This window comes from Agrobacterium sp. rho-8.1, from assembly GCF_033957725.1.
In the GTDB taxonomy this organism is placed as follows: domain Bacteria; phylum Pseudomonadota; class Alphaproteobacteria; order Rhizobiales; family Rhizobiaceae; genus Agrobacterium.
This window is the reverse complement of the sequence record NZ_CP192789.1, coordinates 754,599-778,574: the sequence shown is the minus strand read 5'-3', so window position 1 is coordinate 778,574 and position 23,976 is coordinate 754,599. Positions and strand designations below refer to the sequence as shown.

General features: G+C 54.6%; 18 protein-coding genes and 6 pseudogenes. 12 read left to right on the top strand and 12 right to left on the bottom strand.

The window, feature by feature from the left end; translation table 11 throughout:
• Window positions 1-531: 531 nt before the first annotated feature.
• The 9 genes and pseudogenes from RMR21_RS18465 (at window position 532) to RMR21_RS18425 (ending at window position 7,061) form a co-directional block, all read left to right on the top strand.
• Window positions 532-1,619 (top strand): IS3 family transposase gene (locus RMR21_RS18465; protein WP_498668958.1). Its coding sequence is split into 2 segments (ribosomal slippage): window positions 532-781 and window positions 781-1,619, totalling 1,089 coding nucleotides; the frame shifts between segments, so codons are not numbered across the junction.
• 46 nt (window positions 1,620-1,665) lie between these two features.
• Window positions 1,666-1,947, top strand: a pseudogene (locus RMR21_RS18460) (transposase); the annotation flags it as partial.
• Between the two features lie 38 nt (window positions 1,948-1,985).
• Window positions 1,986-2,102, top strand: a pseudogene (locus RMR21_RS18455) (VUT family protein); the annotation flags it as partial.
• A gap of 254 nt (window positions 2,103-2,356) precedes the next feature.
• Window positions 2,357-2,791, top strand: a complete 435-nt coding sequence (locus RMR21_RS18450; RefSeq protein ID WP_498671801.1) for a helix-turn-helix domain-containing protein — start codon at window positions 2,357-2,359, stop codon at window positions 2,789-2,791.
• 17 nt (window positions 2,792-2,808) lie between these two features.
• Window positions 2,809-4,590 (top strand): hypothetical protein, encoded by a 1,782-nt coding sequence (locus tag RMR21_RS18445; RefSeq protein ID WP_498670904.1) that lies wholly within the window; start codon window positions 2,809-2,811, stop codon window positions 4,588-4,590.
• Window positions 4,591-4,602: 12 nt separating this feature from the next.
• Complete coding sequence (locus RMR21_RS18440; protein ID WP_498670903.1) at window positions 4,603-4,827, top strand: hypothetical protein; 225 nt, start codon at window positions 4,603-4,605, stop codon at window positions 4,825-4,827.
• 2 nt (window positions 4,828-4,829) lie between these two features.
• Entirely contained in the window at window positions 4,830-6,008 is a 1,179-nt protein-coding gene (locus tag RMR21_RS18435; protein ID WP_498670902.1) for a YcaO-like family protein, read from the top strand.
• Window positions 6,005-6,697 (top strand): TfuA-like protein, encoded by a 693-nt coding sequence (locus tag RMR21_RS18430; protein ID WP_498670901.1) that lies wholly within the window; start codon window positions 6,005-6,007, stop codon window positions 6,695-6,697. The genes RMR21_RS18435 and RMR21_RS18430 overlap by 4 nt, the downstream gene beginning before the upstream one ends.
• A 127-nt stretch (window positions 6,698-6,824) precedes the next feature.
• Window positions 6,825-7,061 (top strand): hypothetical protein, encoded by a 237-nt coding sequence (locus RMR21_RS18425; protein ID WP_498670900.1) that lies wholly within the window; start codon window positions 6,825-6,827, stop codon window positions 7,059-7,061.
• Window positions 7,062-7,284: 223 nt separating this feature from the next.
• On the opposite strand, the pseudogene RMR21_RS18420 reads toward RMR21_RS18425, so the two are convergent.
• The 9 genes and pseudogenes from RMR21_RS18420 to RMR21_RS18380 all read right to left on the bottom strand — a co-directional run bounded on the left by RMR21_RS18420 (window position 7,285) and on the right by RMR21_RS18380 (window position 16,356).
• A pseudogene (locus RMR21_RS18420) lies at window positions 7,285-8,388 on the bottom strand (IS3 family transposase).
• An 85-nt stretch (window positions 8,389-8,473) separates the two neighbouring features.
• Window positions 8,474-8,873, bottom strand: a pseudogene (locus RMR21_RS18415) (transposase); the annotation flags it as partial.
• Between the two features lie 95 nt (window positions 8,874-8,968).
• Window positions 8,969-9,076 (bottom strand): annotated as a pseudogene (locus RMR21_RS18410) (ATP-binding cassette domain-containing protein); the annotation flags it as partial.
• A 105-nt stretch (window positions 9,077-9,181) separates the two neighbouring features.
• Window positions 9,182-11,185: a Fe(3+)-hydroxamate ABC transporter permease FhuB gene (gene fhuB / locus RMR21_RS18405; RefSeq protein ID WP_498670899.1), complete on the bottom strand. Its 2,004-nt coding sequence runs from the start codon at window positions 11,183-11,185 to the stop codon at window positions 9,182-9,184.
• On the bottom strand, window positions 11,185-12,063 hold the full coding sequence (locus RMR21_RS18400; protein WP_498670898.1) for an ABC transporter substrate-binding protein: 879 nt from the start codon (window positions 12,061-12,063) through the stop codon (window positions 11,185-11,187). Before RMR21_RS18400 ends, fhuB begins: the two co-directional genes overlap by 1 nt.
• Window positions 12,064-12,119: 56 nt before the next feature.
• Window positions 12,120-14,540, bottom strand: a complete 2,421-nt coding sequence (locus RMR21_RS18395; protein ID WP_498670897.1) for a TonB-dependent siderophore receptor — start codon at window positions 14,538-14,540, stop codon at window positions 12,120-12,122.
• A 118-nt stretch (window positions 14,541-14,658) separates the two neighbouring features.
• On the bottom strand, window positions 14,659-15,621 hold the full coding sequence (locus RMR21_RS18390; protein WP_498670896.1) for a FecR family protein: 963 nt from the start codon (window positions 15,619-15,621) through the stop codon (window positions 14,659-14,661).
• A 105-nt stretch (window positions 15,622-15,726) separates the two neighbouring features.
• A complete protein-coding gene (locus tag RMR21_RS18385) occupies window positions 15,727-16,230 on the bottom strand; it encodes a sigma-70 family RNA polymerase sigma factor (protein WP_498670895.1) in 504 nt (167 codons plus the stop codon).
• Window positions 16,231-16,356 carry a hypothetical protein gene (locus tag RMR21_RS18380; protein WP_498670894.1) on the bottom strand — a complete coding sequence of 42 codons (126 nt, stop codon included), beginning with the start codon at window positions 16,354-16,356 and terminating at the stop codon, window positions 16,231-16,233.
• A 504-nt stretch (window positions 16,357-16,860) separates the two neighbouring features.
• Here RMR21_RS18380 and RMR21_RS18375 point away from each other — a divergent pair.
• Both RMR21_RS18375 and RMR21_RS18370 read left to right on the top strand, forming a co-directional pair.
• Window positions 16,861-17,614 (top strand): IS5 family transposase gene (locus tag RMR21_RS18375; protein ID WP_498671799.1). Its coding sequence is split into 2 segments (ribosomal slippage): window positions 16,861-17,198 and window positions 17,197-17,614, totalling 756 coding nucleotides; the frame shifts between segments, so codons are not numbered across the junction.
• A gap of 170 nt (window positions 17,615-17,784) precedes the next feature.
• Window positions 17,785-19,602 (top strand): methyl-accepting chemotaxis protein, encoded by a 1,818-nt coding sequence (locus RMR21_RS18370; protein WP_498670893.1) that lies wholly within the window; start codon window positions 17,785-17,787, stop codon window positions 19,600-19,602.
• 320 nt (window positions 19,603-19,922) lie between these two features.
• Here the strand turns inward: RMR21_RS18370 and RMR21_RS18365 are convergent, their stop codons facing one another.
• The 3 genes and pseudogenes from RMR21_RS18365 to RMR21_RS18355 form a co-directional block, all read right to left on the bottom strand.
• Window positions 19,923-20,711 (bottom strand): COG3904 family protein, encoded by a 789-nt coding sequence (locus RMR21_RS18365; RefSeq protein ID WP_498670892.1) that lies wholly within the window; start codon window positions 20,709-20,711, stop codon window positions 19,923-19,925.
• Window positions 20,708-22,012 carry a hypothetical protein gene (locus RMR21_RS18360; protein ID WP_498670891.1) on the bottom strand — a complete coding sequence of 435 codons (1,305 nt, stop codon included), beginning with the start codon at window positions 22,010-22,012 and terminating at the stop codon, window positions 20,708-20,710. The genes RMR21_RS18365 and RMR21_RS18360 overlap by 4 nt, the downstream gene beginning before the upstream one ends.
• Before the next feature lie 742 nt (window positions 22,013-22,754).
• Window positions 22,755-23,254: pseudogene (locus RMR21_RS18355) on the bottom strand (3'-5' exonuclease); the annotation flags it as partial.
• Between RMR21_RS18355 and RMR21_RS18350 the strand changes: the two are divergent.
• Window positions 23,250-23,954, top strand: a complete 705-nt coding sequence (locus RMR21_RS18350; protein WP_498670890.1) for a GlxA family transcriptional regulator — start codon at window positions 23,250-23,252, stop codon at window positions 23,952-23,954. The pseudogene RMR21_RS18355 and the gene RMR21_RS18350 overlap by 5 nt on opposite strands.
• Window positions 23,955-23,976 lie beyond the last annotated feature (22 nt).

Here is a 23,976-nt window from a genome sequence, read left to right as displayed (position 1 = left end):
GTTAACCTCACCCGCTGATTAGCACATTTGTGCTACTGGGCGATCCTCAACCTTCGTGCGAAGGAAGTCTAATCTTTCTTCGGTTTTGATTTCGCCGAAAGGAGAGAAACAAGCACGTTTTTGAGAGGGAATAGATGTTAAGAACAGTGACAGTCGGGGTGTGTTCCCTTGTTATGATCGTTGGATTGTCTGGATGCCAGACAGCGCAGGAATCCGCTAGTAGCGCGCAGATGACATGCAAAGCACAAGGCCTGAAAGCAGGCACGAAGCGTTATGATCGTTGTGTGGGCGCAACATACCAAAGCAATCGTCAGCAGGCTCAGCAAGCAGAAAACACGGCTGTCGCCGGAGCTGCTATTGGTCTCGTCGGCGGTGCTGTCCTCGGGGCCAGTTTGAACGATCACAACCACTACTATCGGCGTTGCGGGCCATGGAGCTGCTACTAAGTTTTATCGCAATGGTAATCCCCCCGCAAATTAACGGGCTTCAAAAGTAGAATTTTCTCGGGCTTTATGATCGAGGAGATTTTTGATGAAGACGAGCAGATTTAGCGAACCGCAGATATTGGCCATCCTGCGCCAGGCAGAAGGTGGTGTTCCAGTTCCCGAGCTATGCCGGGAGCACGGGATGAGCACTGCCTCATTTTACAAATGGCGGGCCAAGTATGGGGGCATGGACGCATCGATGATCAGCCAGATGAAAGCTCTGGAGGATGAGAACCGTCGGCTGAAGAAGATGTATGCGGAGATGAGCATGCAAGCGGAACTGCTCAAAGAGGCTTTGGGAAAAAAATGACGCGGCCATCTCAACGCCGAGAGATGGCCGGGAAAGCAGTGGCATTACGCGGGGTGAGCATTGCGCTTGCCTGCCGCACCTTCCAGGTCAGCGAGACCTGCTATCGCTACAGCGCCAAGCTGAACGACGAGAACGAGCAGATCGCCGATCTCCTGATCGGGCTGACGCGGGCAAAGAAGACTTGGGGCTTTGGCCTGTGCTTTCTATACCTACGGAATGTCCGAGGACATCGCTGGAACCACAAGCGTGTCTACCGCATCTACCGCGAGCTGGAGTTGAACCTCAGGATCAAGCCACGCAAGCGTTTGAAGCGGGACAAGCCCGATGCGTTGACCGTGCCGGAAGCTCCGAACCTGGTCTGGTCCATGGATTTTATGGCGGATCGTTTGGAGGACGGTCGGCAATTCCGACTGTTGAATGTCCTGGACGACTTCAACCGGGAGGGGCTGGGTATCGAGGTGGACTTTTCGCTGCCTGCTGAACGCGTCATCCGCAGCCTGAACCGGATCATCGAATGGCGCGGTAAACCGTTCGCCATTCGTGTGGATAACGGGCCTGAGTATGTCAGTGGCAAACTGATGGAATGGGCCGAAACGCAAGGAATTGCGTTGAGCCACATCCAGCCCGGAAAGCCGCAACAGAACGCCTATGTCGAGCGCTACAACCGCACCGTCCGACATGAATGGCTTGACCAGTACATCATTGAAAGCATCGAGGAGGCGCAGGAATTCGCCACGCAGTGGCTATGGACCTACAACAACGAACGGCCCAATATGGGCATCGGCGGCATAACGCCTGCACAGAAACTAAAAATGGCCGCGTGAGTTCTACTGCGGAGCCCCGTTAAGAATGGGGGGATTACCACCGGACCTTGGCGAGGCCAGGGATGTCGTTGAGTGCTTTCACAATATGCTGCGCCGGAAATCTAAAGATGATCTGGAAGCTTGGATCGATCGCGCAGAAAGAAGCTTGTTCGCATCATTCGCCAACGGGGTCGTGCGCGACAGGGCGGCAATCCAAAATGCGATAACCTCACAGTGGTCGAACGGCCAGACAGAAGGTCAAATCACCAAGCTCAAACTTATCAAGCGGCAAATATATAGACGCGGAAAGCTCGATCTGCTCGATGCGCGTATCGTCGGAGCCCCCTGATGTCATCGAAATCGCGTCAGACCTAACATTCCATGCCGATTGACACGGCACCAATCCTTGGCATTTTCGCGAACGAAGCACCGCGTTGGGTATCCTGGGCATTAGGTGATCTGTGCCTAAAAGTGCTTGTCGGTATAATCATGTTGCTGCCTTAAGGCGCACTCATGAGTACACTCAAACCAATGCCGCCAGCCAAAACCCGCAGACGGAAGAGGTCTGCAAACGCGGGTCCTCTTTTTCGATATTCAACGCTTTGACCCAGGTTTTTTTCGGAATCTTGGTGAAAATACGATTCATTGGCGTGTTCGAAACACACACGCCAATGAATCACACCAATCACCGATTGCGAACAGCCAAAGATTCCGGCAATCATTACGTAAAGGTTTACGGTCCGGAGTTTCGCATCATCATGAAAAAGTCACCCAACTCAATCGATATACATGTGGGCTCTCGTATTCGCCTGCGTCGCGTCATGCTGGGCCTCAGCCAGGAAAAACTGGGCGACGGGCTCGGAATCACATTCCAGCAGGTCCAAAAGTATGAGAAGGGCACAAATAGGGTCGGTGCCAGCCGCTTACAGCATATTTCGGAGCTGCTGGATGTTCACATTTCCTATTTCTTTGAAGGCGTTCCTGACGCAGGGAACGACAGAACAGTGGCTTTGCCGAGTGCACTGAACCAGTTCCTGAATTCGAAAGAGGGCATATCGCTTGCAAAGGCGTTTTCTGCCATCGAGGACGTTCGCGTTCGCCGTCGCGTTCTTGAACTCGTCCAGTCATTGGGCGGCAATGCCGAGACAGACGCTCCGAAAACCACAGAAATCTTCGTAACCCCAGTGAACTGACTGACATGGTTTTTCGATTGGCCACATTGGGCCGTTGCAATCTGGAAGATGAGAGCGGAAACGTCCTCAACGTGTCCACCCAGGCTTTGCTCATCTGTGCCTATCTCTTTGATATTGGCAGACCGGTTGCACGACGTGATGTCGCCAATCTTCTATGGCCCGGCAACGGCGAGGCGGCCCTGACAAATCTGCGTTCGACTTTGCGGCGCTTTGCACTCGCGACGACGAATGCCCCTGCCCCTTTGATCATTGCCGACACCAACGCCCTGTCCCTGAACTGGAAAATGCTGGCCTGCGACCTTGACTTCATGACAATATCCGAGCCGCAGGAGCGCCTTAACGCGGCCTGTGGTGCGGTCGCCATGCAATTTCTCCCGTTTGTTGGCGAAGGAAAGACAGCGCTCGACATGTGGGTCAGGGATGTTCGATTGCGGCTTTTGAGTACACTTCGATCGCTGTTCATGGACATTTCCGGCTCTCCAGCGTTGCGGTCCCCGGCCCATGCAGACCTGAAACGCGCCGCAGTCCTTCTGCTTGAAGCGAACCCCCAGGATCACGACGTCAGACAGCAACTGTCGTCGGGGCTTGGTACACAGACAATAGCGGCCACGCCACGTCTATCGGCGGTTAAGGAACAAAGTGCTGCAAACCACCCTGTGCAGCCCCGTATCGCTCTCCTTCCACCTCATACGTCTAAAGAGGCGAGCCGGGATGGATCGATTGCAAACGCATTGATAGAAGATTTGACGATTGGGCTTTGCAGCAGCCATCTGGTTTCGGTTGTCGCACCCTACACGTCAGAGCGTATACAGGCATCGAAAGACAAGGCCGCTGTGCTCGAGAAGCACAATGTCGTTTATGCACTCGACAGCAGGCGAAACGACAACCACCTGTTCTTCCAGCTGATTTTTACACCGACTGAGGAAATCATCTGGGCAGACCGTTTCGAATTATCTCCCTTTTCGATCGTATCGCATCGAGAAACGATCTCGCTGGCAATCCAGCGCGAATTGATGTCCAGAATAGGTTTGCATCAGGGAGCGGCCGGTGATTTTTCGCGCAGGCCCGAGGCCTATTTCCTGTACCTCAAGGGCTTACAAACCCTCTCCAGTGTCAGCCTGCCTTCAATCCGACGCGCGCGCAAATATTTCACTGAAGCGCTTGGCCACGGGAATGATTTACCGGAAGTGCTTGCGGGCATGTCCCGCACACTCACTATGGAATGGATATTGACCGCTCGTGGTGATGCCGAACTTCTAAATAAAGCTCAGACTTTTGCAGATCGCGCCATCAATGAAAATGCTGGATTTGCTGGCGGTTTCAAGGAACTCGGTGTCAGTCATCTTTTCATGTCCAGATTTGATGAAAGCCTTGCAGCGCTTTCCCAAGCCGAGAGTCTCAGCCCTCAATATGCCGATGTGCTATGCAGTCATGCAGACAGCCTCATTCATGGCGGCGATCCAGTCAACGCAATGATTAAGATCGAGCGCGCTATCTCTCTCAATCCCATTCCGCCGGATATGTATTATTGGACGGCGGCGGGTGCGAGCTATTTTCTAGAGGACTACAAAAAGGCGCTCCATTACATCAACCAAATGCATAATAAACGTCCTGCAGCTCGATTAGCAGCTGCAAGCTGTGGGATGCTGGGAGAACTTGACAAAGCTCGCGTATTTCGCGCAAGGACATTTGAAGACAATCCAAGCTTTGACTTGGAACGTTGGCTGGATGTCATTCCCCACAGGGAGCAGTGGCAGACCGAAATGTATCGCGAAGGCCTCAAGCGGGCTGGATTTTAGGCAGGGGATACCATGGCACAGGCAGTTATTCTGGGGATAGAGGGTGAAGAGGGTCTTTGGCTCGTCGATCTTCAATCGGGTACGATCACGGCCGTGAAAGAACCTTTGACTGGCGAACTGGCGAAGGCAGCATCCCTGCGCGGATCAGGTGTTGCGATAACCAAAGGCGTCAATTTCGCAATCGCCGCTTCGGCAGAGACACTGGGAGCAGGCGGCGTTCACGAGGGCAATGGCTGATCTTGCAGCTCGATAATTATCGCGCATGTTCTGCAGGCGAAACTCTTGAAAGGGTTTCGCCTTTTCTTCGTCGGCTCGGTATCACCAGATTGGGCCGGCAGACGGATCTCGATGATATCGGTATTCCCGTCTGGTGCGCATTTGCCCCGAATGCAAAAGCAATCGTTATCGCCCAAGGTAAGGGTATGGATGACGACGCTGCGAAAACATCGGCTGCGATGGAGGCAATCGAGCGATCGGTGGCGACAAATCCAGCTTGCCAGTTGCTCGTTACGAGCCGGCAGACGTTGGAAGCTTCCGGACACTCCACGAACACCCTCGACAGTCTGCTCTCGCCGCACGCAAAGCCGGTGTCACAAAGCGAAGACATCAATTGGGCGCGCGCTCAGCATCTGTTGACGGGCCATGAGATATGGGTACCTTTCGATGCTGTGCATCTCGACCGAACCGTGACATCGCCACGATATTGGCAATCGTCCGATGGCCTCGCCTCCGGCAATACGCGTGACGAAGCCGTGCTTCACGGTTTGCTGGAAAGGGTGGAGCGTGACGCGCTGACGCTGTGGCAGGTTACGCCAGCAACCAAGCGATACACGTCATCCATCGACACGAATGCGATTGAAGAACCAACACTGCGGAACGCTCTGGACAAAATCGCGCATGCGGGTCTGGATATCGTCCTGTTCGACATTACGACGGATTTACAGATACCGTGCATTGTAGCGTTGATGGGTCCCAAAAACCGAACAAACACACGCTCTATCCGCCATGTTGACATCACTCACGGCGCTGGTGCATCCACTTCACCCGTCATTGCAGCAATAAGAGCCATTACGGAGGCTGCCCAGTCCCGGATGACGTTCATCGCCGGTGCAAGAGACGACTTGCTGCCAGATGTTTTTTCCCAGCACGTAGACCTGATGACAGTCGCGGCGCTGGATACTTGCCCATCCAAAAAGCTGACCGACCTCCCCATTCTGAGTGCAAAATCCACCGAGCTGTCTCTTCAACTGGTTCTGAAGCAACTTTACAATTGCAATATTCAAGAACTCTACGCCGTTGATCTTGCACCTGAATGGCTGCCAGCCAGTGTCGTGAAAGTCATCGCACCTCAGCTTGAAAATCCGGATGGAGAACGACACCGTCGCTTAGGCAGTCGTGCTCTTTCGAAGGCTTTATGATGAACGTTGTTTTTGTTGGACCAAGCTTGCCGAATGCTCATGAGTTCGCGGCCGCAGACGTCAAGCTACGTCCACCCGCTTGCCAAGGCGATGTCATGCAGGCGATTGCGGATGGAGCACTCAGAATCGGATTGATCGACGGGCAGTTCGAAATGGCGGCACCCGTCTGGCACAAAGAGTTGCTGTTTGCTTTATCCAAGAATATTTCAGTCTTCGGCGCCGCCAGCATGGGCGCATTACGGGCAGCGGAATGCGCCGCTTATGGCATGATCGGCATCGGTAAAATATTCGAGGACTATGTTTCGGGTATACGCGTGGACGACGCCGATGTTGCTTTGATCTATGGTCCTGCAGAACTTGGATATCCACCCTTGAGTATTCCACTGGTCAATGCACAGGCGACGATCGCCAAAATATCCGATCTTGGATTGCTGAACCAACCAAGTTGCGAAAAACTCGCTTCTGCAGCGCAGACTCTCTTCTTCAAGCGACGAACATGGAAGACCATCTCCCAATTGGCTGGCATTGACATCAAAAGCCTCAAACCGGTTTTAGACCTTTGCTGGGTGGACCAGAAAAAGCGGGATGCCATCGAGTTGCTTCAGGCGATGGAGCAAAATCTGCAGCCGGTGGAAGCCGACGATTGGCAATTCAACGCAACCTCACTGTTTCGGAAAATGTACCTTTAGTTTTCGCATCAGGTGCAATCGCAACATTAAAAATCAAGCACTGCGTGTGCAACGGTTTTGCAACGCGCTTAACGCTCGATCTTCACATAAAACGAATCCATCGCAACCGACTTACGATGAGATTCCGATGACACTATCTAGAACTGACGCCGAGATCGATGAACGCCAGGAAGACTTTCTCACCCTCATCAATATGCTGACCTACGCAGAAGGCGTTGCGGAAACGTTGGGTGCGCCATCGGCTAGCTGGTACATCGACGTGGCAAAACAAGCGCTCCAGTCCGCTTTGCAGAGCGAGATGGACATGGAATTTTCAAATGCCGACATCGTAAACCTCGCATCGGTCCGCGCAGGCCATTGCTGAGCTTACAGCCTGCATTCAACGAATCTCCCACGCCAAAACAAGGATTTTCATCCCAGTTCTGGCGTTTCTTTATGGATGGAGATCACCTGATAAGGGTTGCCGTTGATCGACCAGTCCTCGCTGACCTAGGACCCATCTTCCCTGCAGTTTTCAGGAGAGTCTGGGGTTTTCTGCACTGAGCCCCAACATTGGACCGCCGGATGTTAGAGTTTTCCGGCTCTGATCACGATGGCTGGCTGGCTGCGCCACCGGGATTATGTATGGCAATCGGGACGTTATATCCGATTGCCGAGTGAGGACGTTCCTCGTTATAGTATCGACGCCAAGTCTCCAACTTTTCGCGGGAATCCGCAAGGGTTAAGAACCAATGCGCGTTCAGGCATTCCGCCCTGAGCTTGCTGTTGAACGCCTCGACGAAGCCATTGTCGGTCGGCTTGCCAGGCCGAGAGAAGTCCAGGGTGACGTTGTTGGCATAAGCCCAAAGGCCAAGGTCGCGGGAGATAAATCCGCGGCCGTTATCAACCCTGATCGTCTTGGGATAGCCAGTCCCTTTACAAAATACACTCCAACGTCTGAACCACATCCTCACCGCGATAGGTGAACCGTGCGTCGGTGGCGGAGCAGTAGCGAGAATGCGTATCCACAACGGTCAGGATGCCCAATTTCTTACCCGTAGCGAGCTGGTCGTGAACGAAATCCATCGCCCATACATCGTTCGGACCGACGGCTACCTGTCGGTCGTCCCGAAGCTTTGCCTTCGCCCCACGCTTGGTGCACTTATTACGCAATTGAAGACCTAACTCGCTGTAAATCCTACGTGTCTTCTTCATGTTGATCTTCCAGCCATCTCGGCGCAAGTGGACATGCACGCGGCGATATCCGTACCGCACACGCGTTTCGCATACCTCGTTAATCCGTCTTTCGAGAGGGGCCTGCCGGGTTCTTCTGGATTTGTAGTGATAGCTCGAGGTGTCAAACGTCAGGACCTTGCAGGCCCGTCAAATCGATATCCCCCAATCTACCAGCATCCCATCGATCAACTTGCGCTGCCGGGCAGGCCTTAGAGCTTTCGGCGGATAACGTCCTGAAGCATTTCGCGATCGAGTGTCAGGTAAGCCACGATCCACTTCGAATGATTATTCTCGTCCTCCAGAGTCTTCAATCGACGCATCTCGTCGGGCAGCAGACCCGCATATTTCTTGCGTCAGTTGAAATACGTCGCGTGGCTAATCCCCGCCTTCCGGCAAATCTCTGCCACCGGCACGCCGTCGTCACCCTGCTTCAAAATGAACGCTTTCGGGGCATCCGAAAAATGCGGTGCTTTCATCGCTTTCGCACCTGTCCCCAGCCGGGAATTTAGCGCGAAAAACTCCAGTTATGAACGGTCCAGTTTTTGGGGATCAGAGCACGTCACGACGTTCGGATGCCACCAGCTTCATCGCCTCACGGATATCGGCATCATCCGGTCGAACGCTGCGGTATCGCACACTCGACCGATCAATGGACAAAACCTCGCACGCCCGACGCTGGCTCATCCCATGCTGTTTGCAGACATGAGCCACAGCGTCCCGCTTCACATCGGGCGTCACCATTTTTTGAAGCAACATCCTTCAAAATGGCATTATCCAACATGGTTTCGGCCAGCAGCTTTTTCAGCTTGGCGTTCTCGTCTTCCAGAGCTTTCAGCTTGCGAACATCGGAAACCTCCATGCCGCCAAACTTGGCCTTGTATTTGTAGAAGGACGCTTCGGATATTCCGTGCTTGCGGCAGACATCCGCCGTTCTCAGGCCGCTTTCCTGCTCTTTCAACATTCCGATGATCTGCTTATCCGTGAATGCTTCATGATGTCCGTCTCCTCAGAGTAACGGACCCCACCAAAATTTGTAGGAAAATAAGGGCCTCAGGTCAGGGGCCTTCCCTGAAACAGCAACCGGCCAGCGGTTGGTTTGAGTTGACGCGCCAGAAGTTTCAGCAGTGTGGATTTCCTGGAACCGTTATGGCCGATCAGCCCGATCGGAGAGTGTCAAGCAGCGTGTTATCACCCACACGCACACCGACGTCTGCCAATTCGAAACTCATCTCACATGAGCCTGTCTCTTGAAATGCTGTTGATTCATCTTCATTCGTTTCGCTGAATGAGCCAGAGAAGCAGTGGTCCACCTATGAATGCAGCCAGTAGCCCAGGCGACATTGGCCATGGCCAAATCAGATTGCGTCCTAACCAGTCGGAAAACACCATCAGCAGGCCGCCGAGCAAAGCGCATCCAATGAGGGAATCTGCGACACGACGAAATCCGATCATCCGTGCAAGATGTGGCACCATGAGGCCGATGAAGCTCAGCGGGCCGATGACGATGGTGGCGGCAGCGGTTGCAATTGAGGCCGTCACCAGCCCCAGGGCGCGGGATGTCTTCATCGGCACACCGAGACTGGTAGCCGTCGGATCACCCAGAGAGGACAGCTCCAGCCAACGATGGCACAGGAGGCCAGATATGAGTGCAAGGATCGCGACCACGCATACAGCCAGTGCCACATCAAGGCTAACACCGCCCGTAGACCCGGCAAACCAGCTTAACAGAGCGGCAGCTTTCGGACCGCCGCCAGCGAGAACAAGAACCAGCAGCGAATTCATCGTGCTGCCGAGACCAACGCCGATCAGCAGGGTTCTCTCTGGATGGAAGGCGTTTCGCCATGACAGGAACACGACGACCCCCAGTACGAAGACGGCACCGACGGAGGCCACAGCGAATTTCGACCAGATGCTGGCTGCAGGCAGCAGGATGATGGCAAAGGCCAAACCAAGACCGGCGCCATGGCCGATACCCAGCAAATCAGGACTGGCGAGAGGATTGCGCAAGCTGCGCTGAAGAATAAACCCGGAGATTGCCAGACATGCGCCTGCACCAACAGAGGCAAGAACCCGTGGCAGACGCCAATTCACGGCAGGCTCCATATCGGACAGACTGACGATCTGCCAGCCCGTTTGTGACTGCCCGACAAAAAACGCGAAGATCGTCAAGGCGATGAGGAAGACCGCCAGAGTTCCCGTCAACTTTGCAGTGGACCGGATTTTGATGGATGACGGCACAGGCGTGTCATGATGCGGCAGTGAGGGCTTGCTATTACGCAGGGCAAGAGCAACCAGCAAAGGTCCGGTCAAAAGTCCAGCGGCGGCTCCGACTGGAATATCGCCGGCATATTGCGACATAATGCGCACAAGTTGATCCGCAAGCAGCAACAGCACGGCACCTGTCACGGCAGACCGTAAAAGTCTGGCATTGTTGTTGGGCCAGAGCGTCTTTGCCAGCGCGGGAGCAGCAAGACCGATAAAGCCAATGATCCCAAAATTTGCCGTGACGAAAGCCGCAAGCATGGAGGCGCAAGCCAGGGCAAGGATCGTCATCATCGTCGATGACACACCGAGCGTCTTCGCCGTTCCATCCCCAAGCGAAAGCAGCGTCAACGGCCGCTGCATGAGGAAAATAGCGCCGGAGATGACAGCGATCTGTGGAAGCAACAGGGTGAGGCCGCGCCAGCCGCTCTGCTGCAACGACCCTGCTTGCCAACGCAGAAGATCGGTAAGGAAATCATGGTTGAACAAGACGAGGAGCGAATACAATGCGCCGCAATATAAATTGACGACGACCCCTGCCAGGATGAGGGTGTTGGAGGCCATGCCCCGCCCGAAAGCGACGCCGAGAACCACGATGAGCGCCAGTCCGGCACCTGCGAGCGCAACGGCTTCGGGGCCGGAGCGCCACAATGCCGGCGCATACAGAAGGCTGGCAGCCAAAGCGAGACCCGCACCGGACGAGACGCCGAGGAGACCCGGTTCGGCCAGTTGATTGCCAAGAACCTGCTGAAAGACGGCACCACCAAGTCCGAGGGCAAAGCCTGCGACAAGAGCCACGACGATACGAGGCAGCAATCCATAAAACACCAGCGCTTCAGATGGCGTTGAGATCTTGGCAGAACTGAGAAGCGCCCACCACTGCGCAGGTGGAAGGGAATGGCCAAGTCCGCTCAGGGCAAGCGCCGATGCCGCAATAGCGATGAGCAGAAAAACGACAGTTCCCTTTTGTGGCAGGCTGTTGGATGCCTTGGCTGAGGGTATGCTCCTCATCAACCCGCTCCCTCAAGCACCGCCGTCATGGACTCTGCGAGTTGCAAGGCAGAAATACACCCGCCAAATGGATAGAACTGCCCAATCCAATGCGTTCGGCCTTGGTTGACAGCGGGAAGCGCCTGCCACAGGGCGCTTTTCTCCAGGCCTCTGGTTGTCTGTTGCCTGAGGGCCGGGATATCGATCAGAACGAAAATGGCTTCTTCCATATCAAACAGCGCATCAAAACCCGTCTGGAAGACACCTGCTGCATTGACGGTTCCCTGCCAAGCGTTCTCAAGTCCGAGCCTCCGCAGGACAGCATCCGGCAGGCTGCCTTTTCCGTATACAACGACGCCTCGACCCGTCTGGTCTGGCAGCAGGACGCACACGCGCCGGGACCGGGTCGGTAATCGCGCACGCAGGGTATCAAAATGCTCCAGCCCTTGCGCCGCAACGGCATCCATACGGGACGACTCCAGCCCAGCGGCTTTTCCGGCATGGCGCAGGATTTCGATGGAGAGATCGTAGCGGTCTCCCGAAGCAACTTTCTCCGGAACGGTTTCTATCCGGCCAACGCGGGCGATATCAGGGGTCATGATGAGACTGGAACTGTTTATCAGGATCAGATCCGGCGCTATTTCGGCAAGAAGCTCGCGGTTGACCTCCCAGAAGGGACCGATATCGAGAACATTGTCCGGCAGCGGCAGCGGCATTCTCTGGCGGAAATATCCCGTATCCGAAACGGCCGCGGGTGTAACGCCCAGCGCCAGTAAGGATTCAGCCGCTGCCCAGTCTATCGCAACGATGCGGGAAGGATTGGCGGAGGCAAACGCATTGCTTCGCATTCCCATCAACGAGACAAGCGAGAGCGCCAGAAAATGTCTTCTCGAATGCACCGAATTTCCGGGCTGCGAACGGCCCGGAGACTCGGTGGTTGTCACAACCGTTGACCTCAAAAATTCACCTTGAGGCGACCGATGACACTGCGACGATCGCCCTCGTAGCAAGACATACTGTCTTCGCATGTCGTGTAGTATTTCTTATCGAACACATTGGTGGCGTTAAGAGAGACGGTTGCGTTATCGCTCACCTTGTAGCTGGCCCCCAGATCGAGCAGGGTACGGCCATCCACCTTCACGGTGTTGGCGTTGTCACCGAAGCTATCGCCGACATACCGTACACCACCGCCGATCGACAGACTCTCCAGCACGCCGTCATCAACGGTATAGTTCAGCCAGGCGGACGCCTGATGTTCGGGGACCAGATAGGGTGTCTTGCCTACAAAGCCTGAATTATCCTTCGTAATCTCGGCATCTGTCCAGGTGTAGGAACTAGTCAGGTCCCAGCCATTTGCGATGCTGAACTTGCCTTCCAACTCCACACCGCGTGACTGCACTTCGCCGGTTGCGACAAAGAAATTCGTCAACGCGCCGGCGGCGTTCCGCTCGGGTGTTAGTACGTTCGACTTGACGATATCAAACCATGCCACCGTAAATAGCGCATCGATGCCCACCGGTTCATATTTTACGCCAACTTCCCACTGGCGTCCGGTTGATGGGTCGAAGCCAGTACCAGAGGAGGAAACGCCGGTGTTCGGCACGAAGGATTCTGCATAACTGACATAGGGGACAAGGCCCCACGGCGTTTTATAACTCAGCCCTGCCCGACCGCTGAAATTGCCAACATCGAGAGACGAATTCGTGCTTGAGAGGCGATTGTTCGTGTCGATATCGACCCAATCGTAACGACCACCAAGCGTGGCGATGAGGTTATCCGTCAGATTGATCCGGTCCTGCGCGTAAAGCCCGATCTGCTGATATTTTTCCTTGTAATTCGCGAATGCCGTGGTGGGCTGCGGAACGCTGACGCCATAGACCGGGTTGTTCGGATTGAGCGAAGGAGCCGATCCGCTATAGCGCTTCACATCAGCGTCCGAGCGCGCATAGTCCAGGCCCAGCAGCAGTTCATGCGCAAAAGCTCCAGTATCGAAGTTTGCCTGCGCCTGATTGTCTATCGTCAGCGCATCGAGGCTCTCATCAAAACGGCGGGTGCCGCGGATGAGATTGCTGAAAGCATCCATTCCAGTGGCCAGGAGATTGTCGAGCTTGAATTCTGCGTGGCCGTAACGCAGGTTCTGACGAACGGTCCACGTGTCGCTGAAGCGATGGGAAAACTCGTATCCGATCGTTTGCTGTTCCTGGACACTGTTGTTGAAGGTATGATCACCCACCAGCGTGTTGGTTGGCGTGAACATCAGGACTGTGCCACCACTTTTATCGCGCAGTGCCTGCCCGGTCACGGTGAGCGACGTGTCTGAATCCGGTGCCCATGTGACAGAAGGCGCGATCATCAGCCGGTCGTCGCCAATATCGGTTCCATCTGAATACTGGAATTGCGTGTTGCTGTTCCGGGCAACACCGGTCACCCGGTACATGACGGACTTGTCGTCATTCACCTGGCCACCAAGATCGAACCCGATCTGCGCACGCTGGTTGCTGCCATATTCAACTTCGACCTCGCGGACCGGTTTATCTGTCGGCTTCTTCGAGATTTTGTTGACGATGCCGCCAGCATCGCTCTGACCGTAGAGCGAAGATGATGGACCGCGCAGCACTTCAACCGATTGAAGCTGATAAGGATCGGTACGGAAGAAGCTGTAACCGCTTGAAATCTGGCGTAGCCCGTCCAGATAGGAACTGGTGGACTGGGCGTTGAAGCCGCGCATCATGATCCAGTCATAACCTTTTGGATCAGGACCATAGGTTTCTATTGTAACACCGGGGACATATCGCAGGATTTCGGAAACGGATTGCGCATTTTGTGCGTCGATCTGTTTGCGACCCACAACGGAAATGGATTGTGGTACTTCGACCAGAGGTGCATTTGTCTTTGTTCCCGACGAGCTATTCGCCACGACGAAGCTGTTGGCACCGTTTGTGGCCCCATCAACGATGATGGTGTCCAGCACAGTCGATCCATCGGCCGAGACATTGGCTCCTGAGGCGAGTGGCCCAGAAGCGACAATCGCCACAGTCGTCGCATTCGGGAAGGAATATGTCAGGCCGGAACCCTTCAGAATGCCGGCAAGGGCCTGCTCGCGTGTCCCGTTTCCAGAAAAACCGGGTGACGATTTTCCAGCTGCAATCGATGCAAGATAGGTGATCTGAAGGCCTGTCTGGCGACCAAATGTCATAAGGGCCTGATTGAGGGGTCCGGCATTGATCGAGAAATTCGTCTGCACCGCCGCCTGCGCGAATGCCGTCCTTGCCGTCACAGCGATGCCCAAGCCGATACTGGTGCTCATCATCAGCGCGGTAATCAGCGCTTTGCGTTTGCCATTTGTTTTACGTCCGTTCCCCGACAGCTGCACCATAGCCCCTATTCTCCTGCTCGATCGTGTTGCAGGGGTGCGTGCCGTAAGTGTCGATATCGTAACCCCTGTAGTTATTACAAACTGGGCTTCGATTTTTTCTCTTTTTTCGGAATTATTTTCAGACGGGCGAAATGATCGTCAGATTGGACGATATACGTCTGACCTGTGCGCCTGCCGGGAGCACCACGGCCTCAAGCGCGCGTTGGGGATTGCGAAGGTCAAACAGGCCGCTGACCCGCTGCGATCCGACAAACGGGTCAGCGATCACGATCCTGCCAGGATACCACCGACCGATCTTCGCGATGAGGGCCGAAACAGTTTCGCGCTCGGCCACAATGATATTATCGCGCCATACAGCGATCTGACCCAAATCGCGCATGCCGCGCTGGATGCCGTCCGACGAGGGATCAAATGACAGCCACTCACCCTGTTCCAAACGCTCGCTGGTTTCCAGCGACGATATTGACGTGCGGGCTTCGACGATGCCGTGGTCGACAGAAACTGTGAGGATGCCCGCATCATTGGCAACATCGAAGGCCGTTCCGATTGCCGTTGCGGTCAAGCCGCCGGTGTGAACTGCGAATGGTCTGCGGGGCTCTGCGACAACATCAAAAAACGACATGCCTGAAAGGAGGTCGATGCCACGTTTTTCAGGTGTGTAATTCACCGCGATTGCGCTCTCTGGTCCAAGTGTCGCAACGCTGCCATCCGGGAGCTGGAAATCGCGGATTTCACCTTTTACGGTAAAGTAATCCGCCTTGGCCTGAAGAATTATGGAAGGGCCATAAATTGTTGCGGCTAGTGCCGCGCCGAGGCCAACAGTGCCGCCAATGACAAAATTGCGCCTTGTCAGTCCTAGTCTTTTGCGGTTTTCGGCAGTTGCGCGGTCGGTCAGAACCTTGCCGCTCATACCGTGGGCGTCCGCCACGCGGGACCAGGCCTCCTCATATTCAGGGCCGCGTTTGCGCCACGTCCTGATCATTTCGAGGGTTACTGAATTGCCGGGATCAACCTGCAAACGAATGACGAGATCGATGGCCTCATCAAGCAGTCGTTGGGGATCTGGCGCGGCAACGTTCATGCGTGTTTTCCGGTTTTGGTGCCCAAAGCGATGTCATCGCGGATCGCCCTTACCATCTACTACAAACGAACCGCCGCAATTTTCTGCTGATACCACCAAAATAAATCACATGCCGCCAGTTCGTATCACAATATGGCGATAAGCGTCCCGGATCAAAGCCCAGGTGCGCGAGGTGGACAACCCGATTTCCCGCCCGACGTCACTGATGGTGCGCTCACCCAGTCTGTGCAATTCGAATGCGCGGCGTGTGCGGTCCGGCAGTTCCGCAAGCGCTTCTTCTGTCAGCCGCAGCCTCTGACGGTCATATACCACCGTGTCAGGAAGCGGAGATGGATCGATGATATTTGCGACGCTTTCATCGCCAAGATCGACCCTTTCCATCAGGCGTTCCCGCCGCTGATGATTTATGCCGAGATTGCGTGACACTTGATAAAGATAAGCCGCTGGATTGGAATTGGTGACATTTTCTGCCGGTGGCACCAAAAGTACGCGCAGAAACGTGTCTTGGGTAATGTCAGCAGCCGTCTCTTCGCTCAGCCCGCGCCTACGCAAAGAACGGGTAATCCCGTTTGCATGGCGAAGGAAAAGTCCGTGCAGATCCCAAGCCAATTATTGGTCGCCTTTTTTGGCAAGGTAAGGATCGTTTCCGGAAAACACCCGACCCCTTGTTGTAGCCGCATCGCGCTTGCCGCTTGCCGTATTTGACGCATTATCAAAGCGTGTCAGTTTTTTCATTTTCGGGACTTCAAGCTTGGCATCCCGTCATTATACGAGACATTCCGATGCTTTAATCCCAGTTTAAAATATGCTGCAAGCTTAGTTTCTTAGAGGGATTCTAGTCTACTAAAACAGTTTGTATCCAACCTCAAAAAAACATGTGTAAAATTATCAGGTTTTCAAACAGATAGGGCTTCCAGCGATACGAACGTCAGGATATGCATGTGTAGGTCTGTCGGTTACCAGTTAAGCGCTTCTTGGCAAACCGTTGCACTTACGCAACAAAGTGATGACATATATGTCGACACTCAAGGCGGGAAAAACCGTTCAGATGCGAACTTACTTTGCATCTGGTTATGGGGAGTACTTTCGCTCTTGGTAGGATTCGAACTTTCGGCACCCTGAATCACTCTCCGATAGGGCTTTAAACCTGCTCGGCTGCACAGCTAGGTTCAGGACCTATTAAACAGCTTGCGGGTGTTTGTTCGTTTTGATTCACTAAGATCAAACGGAGACGCTGCGATGAGTGACCTGATGCTTCTGTCGGAGGCGCAGATGCGCCGCATTGAGCCGTATTTTCTATTGTCACACGGCGTGCCACGCGTTGATGACCGGCTGATTTTGAGCGGCATCATCTTCGTCTTGCGTAACGGACTGCGATGGCGCGATGCGCCAAGAAAGTATGGTCCGCACAAGACGATCTATAACCGCTTCATCCGCTGGAGCAGGCTTGGCGTCTTCAATCGGATTTTCGCTGAACTGACCGCCAAGCGTGGCGAGCCAGATCAATTAATGATCGATGCGACCCATTTGAAAGCCCACCGCACCTCAGCCAGTCTGCTAAAAAAGGGATGTTCCCCGACGTATCGGACGAACCAAAGGCGGCCTGAACTCCAAGCTGCACGCTGTCTGCGACGATCATGGTCGGCCGCTGATCCTGCTTTTGAGCGAGGGGCAGATGAGCGATTACAAAGGTGCCGCACGGATGATTGACGCCTTTCCAAACGCCAAGACCTTACTGGCTGACAAGGGTTACGACGCCGATTGGTTTCGAGATGCCCTGGCGCAGCGCAAGATCACCGCCTGTATTCCTGCCAGAGCAAACCGCAAGGTCGTAATCCCGCATTATCCTGCACTTTACAAAAAGCGCCACAAGATTGAAAACATGTTCGGCAGGCTCAAAGACTGGCGCCGAATTCACACCAGATATGATCGCTACGCGCACACTTTCTTCTCAAGCATATGCATCGCAGCAACGGTTATCTTCTGGCTATGATTTAACGAGTCATGAGCCTAGCGATTTACAGCCAGTGACAGCTTTTCTGACCTCACTTTGGACGCCAAAACCGACCTTTATTATACTCAGGACATTGCTGCTTTGGTAAAATATATTAATCATCTTTGGATATAATTCTGCTAGGAATTTCCTCACTCCAGGCGCCCGCGATGATAAACATTTTTGCTTCCAACTCCAATCAGGTCCTCTCAGCACTTGATCTCTCCTTTGCTATCATCGAATTCGACACGCAGGGCAATATCCTTCGGGCGAACAAGAATTTCTGTGATCTGATGGGATACTCCGAGAAAGAGATTGTTGGACAACATCACCGTATCTTTGTCGAAAAAGAGTATGCCGGTTCCTCTGAATATACCGCATTCTGGCGAAAACTTCAGGGCGGCGCCTTTGAATGCAGCGAGTTCAGGCGAATCGCGAAAGACGGCAACGACGTTTGGATAAGAGGCAACTATAATCCTGTCAAAAACAGCAGTGGTAAGGTTCTCAAAATCATCAAGTTTGCAAATGACATTACGCAGACCAAAATGGATGGCCTTGATAGCGGGGCAAAGCTCGCGGCTGTTTCGCGCGCTCAAGCGATAATTGAGTTTACACCTGAGGGCAAGATTCTTGCGGCAAACGAAAACTTTTTGAAGGCCCTCGGATATTCACTGAATGAAATCGTTGGTCAACACCACCGCATGTTTGTCGAGCCTGCGGAGGCAAACTCCCAAAGATATTTGGAATTCTGGACCCGGCTACGCATGGGTGAATATGTTGCTGATGAATTTTTACGCATTGGGAAGGGCGGACGTCATGTCTACATCCAAGCATCCTATAATCCGGTTTTCGATCCAACTGGAAAGATCATCAAGGTCGTTAAGTTTGCCACCGATGTCACTGGTCGCGTGGAAAACGTCGAGCAGTTGGCGTTTGGATTGACGCGGTTTGCTGACGGAGACCTATCGCAACAGATCGATCAACCATTTATTCCCTCGCTGGAGAGGCTTAGAACAGACTTCAATTCTGCATCTCAGAAGTTAAAGCTCGCGATGGTGGCGGTTGCCGAGAATGCACAAGCAATTACCGCTGGCTCTAATGAAATCCGTATGTCTGCAGACGATCTGGCAAAGCGCACAGAGCAACAGGCGGCTTCTGTCGAGGAAACTGCTGCCGCTTTAGAACAGATAACCACGACCGTGCGAGATTCCAGCCAGCGTGCTGAGGAAGCTGGTCGTCTTGTTGCTCGAACCAAGGACCACGCCAACCACTCAGGCGATGTCGTTCGTGAAGCGATCGGCGCTATGGATCAGATCGATGCATCGTCAAAGGCAATTTCAAACATCATCGGCGTCATTGATGAAATTGCGTTTCAAACGAATTTGCTGGCTTTGAATGCTGGTGTTGAAGCGGCGCGGGCTGGAGAAGCCGGCAAGGGATTTGCCGTGGTTGCCCAAGAGGTGCGTGAACTCGCTCAGCGCTCAGCGACAGCGGCAAAGGAGATAAAGACCCTCATCACCGCGTCTGGTTCACATGTCAGCAACGGCGTAACCCTGGTGACGAAAGCAGGTACGGCTCTTCAAGAGATCGCCTCCCACGTCGAGAGCATCAATGCCGATATTACCGCGATCGTAGAGGCTTCACGTGAGCAGTCGACTGCACTGAGCGAAATCAACCGGGCCATCAATACAGTTGACCAAGGCACTCAGCAGAATGCTGCGATGGTGGAGGAACAAACAGCGGCCAGCCACGAACTGGCAAAGGAGGCTGGTGCACTGTTCGAATTACTTGATCAGTTCCGTTTCGAGGGTGTAAGTCGCTCGCAAATGACAAAAATTACCGATACCAAACGGCAAACGGCTTTAAAAACTGTAACATCGACCGTTTCACGCGCGCCAGTGCAACGCCCATCCGGTGTCATGGTGCCTCGTAGGACGGCAACCGCTTCAGCTGTTACAGCCTCACAAGCAAGCTGGGAAGAGTTCTAGGGCAGATAGACAGCATGTCGCTAAATGCCATCCGGCTTTCAAGGTTGACCCCTTCCGGCGCTGAAGAATGATCCTGATATCTATTTATTTTTGCTTGTCGGCCAGGGTCTTCTTCGGTGCGTATGACAGGGTCAAATGGCTCGTCGAAACACGTGCAGTTCATAAAAGCCCGCTCATGTTCCTACGCGGGATTTGCTAAGCCGATAGTGTTATTTGAATTTTATCGGAATCGTTAAAGCGCCTTGCATTACCTGTTGTGCGGCTACCTATTCGAGGCTTTCCGGGTATGGCCACCGGATTTCGACATGTCTGATCGAGCATCAGCCAGCGCTTGGTCCGGGCACAGGGATCGCGTCGGTCGTCAGCCGGTATTCCGACATTTCTGCGGGCGTGAGATAATAGAGCTGGTTGGGCGGGGTCTCAAGCGCATGGATCCACAAACCGGCGCCGATATCCATTTCGTCGAGATGTCGCGCGACACGCGCGGTGGTTGCCTGAGCACTGGACATCGCTTGCTCCGGTGACGGGCGGTCGATGCCGCCATTGAACACCTGATGGACGCCCACCACGGCATCTTTTTCGGCCGATCGTGTCACGCCACCGGCAAACACGATTGGGCAGGAGGAGGCGCAAAGCGCCTTTTCCGCAACCTTTGTGGCGATATTTTTCTCCCGGATCAGCTTGGACATCGCAATGGCGTCATCGACCGAACCTCCCGGTGAATTCAAAGAGACCATTTTGATATACTCGCCACGGGCCTCGACCTCGGTGGCAAAACGGCCGGCTGCGCCGGGGTCGATAGTGCCTTCAGCAACAAGCACGCCACCCGCGACAAGATTAAATGTCATCGACTTGCGTAAGACTTCCTCCGGGCTCGAGGGTTGGACTGGCGGCGCGCCATGCGCTCCTGGCGCGGTTGTCGGCGGAAGAAAGGTCGGCACGTCCGGCAATGTTTCGAGACCCGGTCGCGCCGCTTCGGCCGTGCTGATCTCACGGATGTCGATCACCAGAAAGGCGACCGCTGCAGCAAGCAGCACGTAGAAGGCGCAGCGCATCAGCACGCCGTCGTCCACGCTGATCAATGCCTTGAGCGCGGATGCCGGTTTCATGTGGTCGGACCCTTGCGCGGTGTTTTGTTGAGACCGAGACTGGTGATATTGTTGGCCTCCGTGTCGTTCTTGTTGTCTTCGGCTTCGGCAATGGCATCTTCGGTGGCTGACATGGCTTCCGCTGCAATGGCTTTCTGCATCGCCAGAGTCTGCATCAGTTCTGCCACGGTGATCCTTTCGGCGAACGGCATGGTCTCTTCCTGCCCGCGGATTGCACCATTCACCACGGCCAGAATGAACACCATGACACCTGGCAACAGGTCGATGGAAATAGCCCCTGCCCATGCTGGAATGAAGTCGGACGCATAGCGCAGAACGGCTTCCGCCGACGAGAGTGGCACGAAACGCCGCTCAGCCACCGGAGCACGCGAGAGAATTTCGTCGGCGGCGTCCGACAACACCTTGGATTGCGCCGCAACCGAAGTGCGGATGGTTTCCATCACGCGGTCTTGACGGGTGATCAGATCCTGTTCGTCGCCGTCGGGGATCGGAGCGATGAAGCCAAGCGAAAGATCGTCGGCCGCACGGCGGATGGAAGGAGCGATCGAGGTTTGCCCCAGCGAGGTAATGACTCCGGTCAAGGCCACGACTTCCGACGAGAACTTGTCTGCGCGTGGTTCGACGACGCCGGGTGCCGAGACGAGACCACGCATGGTCTCGAGGCGTTTCTGGCCTTCATTGAATAGGCTGGTGACCTGCTCACGCGAAGCATTGATACCATTTTCCAGTTCGTTCAGTTGCGACGACATCTGCGACAGCAGCGAAACGACGCTGCCGGAACCGGTGGTGCCCGTCAGCGCGCCCGACTGCCGTTCGGATGCCGCAAGCTGGGTGAAGCGCTCCTTAGCACGTTGAATGTCCGGCAACAGGCTCTGTGCTGCCAGCGCATTCTGGTGCGCCTGATCCAGATCTTCCGTGTAATCCTCGACCGTTTCCGCGAGATGCTGTTCAAGTGCCGCCGATCCTGCGAGCGCGGCAGCATTCAACCAGCTCGACATGGCCAGGATCATCACGCAGCCAACCGCCATCACCGCCAGCATCGCGGTACGGCTAGAACGACTGGTGACGTGCGGAAAAAACCGCGCCATGTAGGACCAGAAGGCATAAATGCCGACGGACACGGAGGCGGAATAGATGATGGCGGCAAAAAAGACCGCGGTCGGCGAGCCATCCAGAATGCTGCGCACACCCAGATAGGTGTAGACGCCGGAAGCGAGTGCGAGAACGGCAAGGGCGAAACGTGTCATTGTTTCGACCGCCGCCAGACTTTCTTGCAAGCGATGCGATGCGCCAAGCGCCATGGGCGATCTCCGGAAAAGGAATGTATTCCTTAACACTGACTTAAAATTCGGCGAATTCAAGGCTGCTAAAATATGAGGCTTCCGCTTTACGCCATGTCAGGTCAACTTTCGTTTATTCCCGCGTGAAAACAGCCATAGCATCGCTTTTTCTGGTTCGAAAGGAAAGGCGGGCAGCCGGTACGCCTCATGGGCATCGCCCTATCGTCCCTTAAGGCCGAGGGACGCGGGCGAAAAGCGCAGCCAAGTCCCCGCACTAATCAACTGCAAAATGAAAAAGCCTGCCGCGGGAGGAGGTGCGGCAGGCTTTTCGAAAAGAACAGAACGACGGCTGGGAGGAGGAGTGCCGCAGTTCTTACAGACGCCCCTTGGGAGGAGGAGTGGAACATCTGAAACCGAAGCTTTGCGGGAGGAGGTGCATTGCTTCTGTGAGAATGAAGATAGCGAAAATCAGCGCTTAGAAAACAGGCTTTTCTGCAGTACAGCCATGCGAAATGCGCAAGGCAACATTCAGAGACTAACTTCCTCGGTCAAAATCCTTGGCGACCGCTCAGATGCAGAAACGTCCGCCTCATCGGCGAGCGTCGTGCCATTTAAAATGTGATCGAAGGAAGCGGCTTAGTGAACAACCTTGTGCAGTTTCAACGTCGTTTCGATGATTGGAACATAGCTTTTGGCCGCCCTGCGATAAGACATAAGGGGTCAGATCGGCCCTGCGCGCGAAGCATGGATCGGGCCCAAATTGTCAGGCTCGGAAGCGATCAAAGGCGGTTAGGCGTTTGATCGGTGGATCGGCGTCGGGACAGCGGTAGATTTCGGTACGAGATATTGGAGTTCATCGGCGAGCGCCCCTTCACCAACTTCGATCCACCATGATTTGGAGCGACCGTCGCTGCCATCCGACCAGCGATAGCCGCGCGCCTTCAGATGGTCTTTCATGTCGAAGGGGCTGTTTTCGGCGAAAATGCGTACCCGGGACCTTCGGCTGGCCTGGTAGAGTTCGGTGAAGGCGCTGGACGCTGAGCCATCGACCTTGCGATCCAGGACCTCAAGAAGAGCAAAACAGTCATCGACGGCGCGGTGACCCTCATGAAAACACCCCGCCTGCCCGATCAGATAGCCAAGTTTGGTGCCTTCGTATCCACGAGCCGACCAGTCGATCTCTGAATTCGAGCAGGCCCAGGCCTTGCCGGCGAATATCGGAGAAAACGCTTCGCAAAAAGGCCGGTCGAAGCTGGCGTTGTTCCTTCCGGCAGAAACCGGTATTGTCATAGGGCGGACGGTTACGACCCATTATGGATCTGCCGATGACTTCCACAACCGCTCTCCTAAGGTAGCACTGGACGTCGATCGGCTGATAATCGACGGCGGCGACATTATCTCGGTGGGTGGATTAATGGCGTGGACCGATCTCGGTTTAAAGCTGGTAGAACGTTTTCTTGGTCCTATGGTTATGGCGCGGACCGCGCGCAGGCTGCCAGTCGATCCGCCGGGACGTGAGCAGCGCGATTACAGCGGGTTCGCCCCGCGGCTGACTCACGGTGACGCAGCTATCGTAAAGGCACAGCATTTTCTTAGGTCGAATGGCGGCAACGAAACCGGACTTGCGAACCTGGCCGAGCAGGCAGGGCTGGAAGAACGGACCTTCCTGCATCGTTTTCAAAAAGCGACGGGCATGACTGCGACGGACTGCGCTCAACGCCTTCTAGTCGCCAGAGCGCAGGAGCTCCTGCAGTTTGGGCTTTCACCTATCGAGCGCATTGTCTGGGAAGTCGGTCATTTCGATCCGGGCGCGTTTCGCAAGGTCTTCTTTAGGATTGTCGGGCTGGCGCAGAGAGAATATCGCCAGAGATTTCGGGCGCAAGTACAGCTCTCGCGAATGAAGGATCGCGACACGAAGCATTCGGTGGCTCCAGAACCGCCAAGATGTGCCTTGCAGACATGAAAAATTGGCTCCTTCACCGATC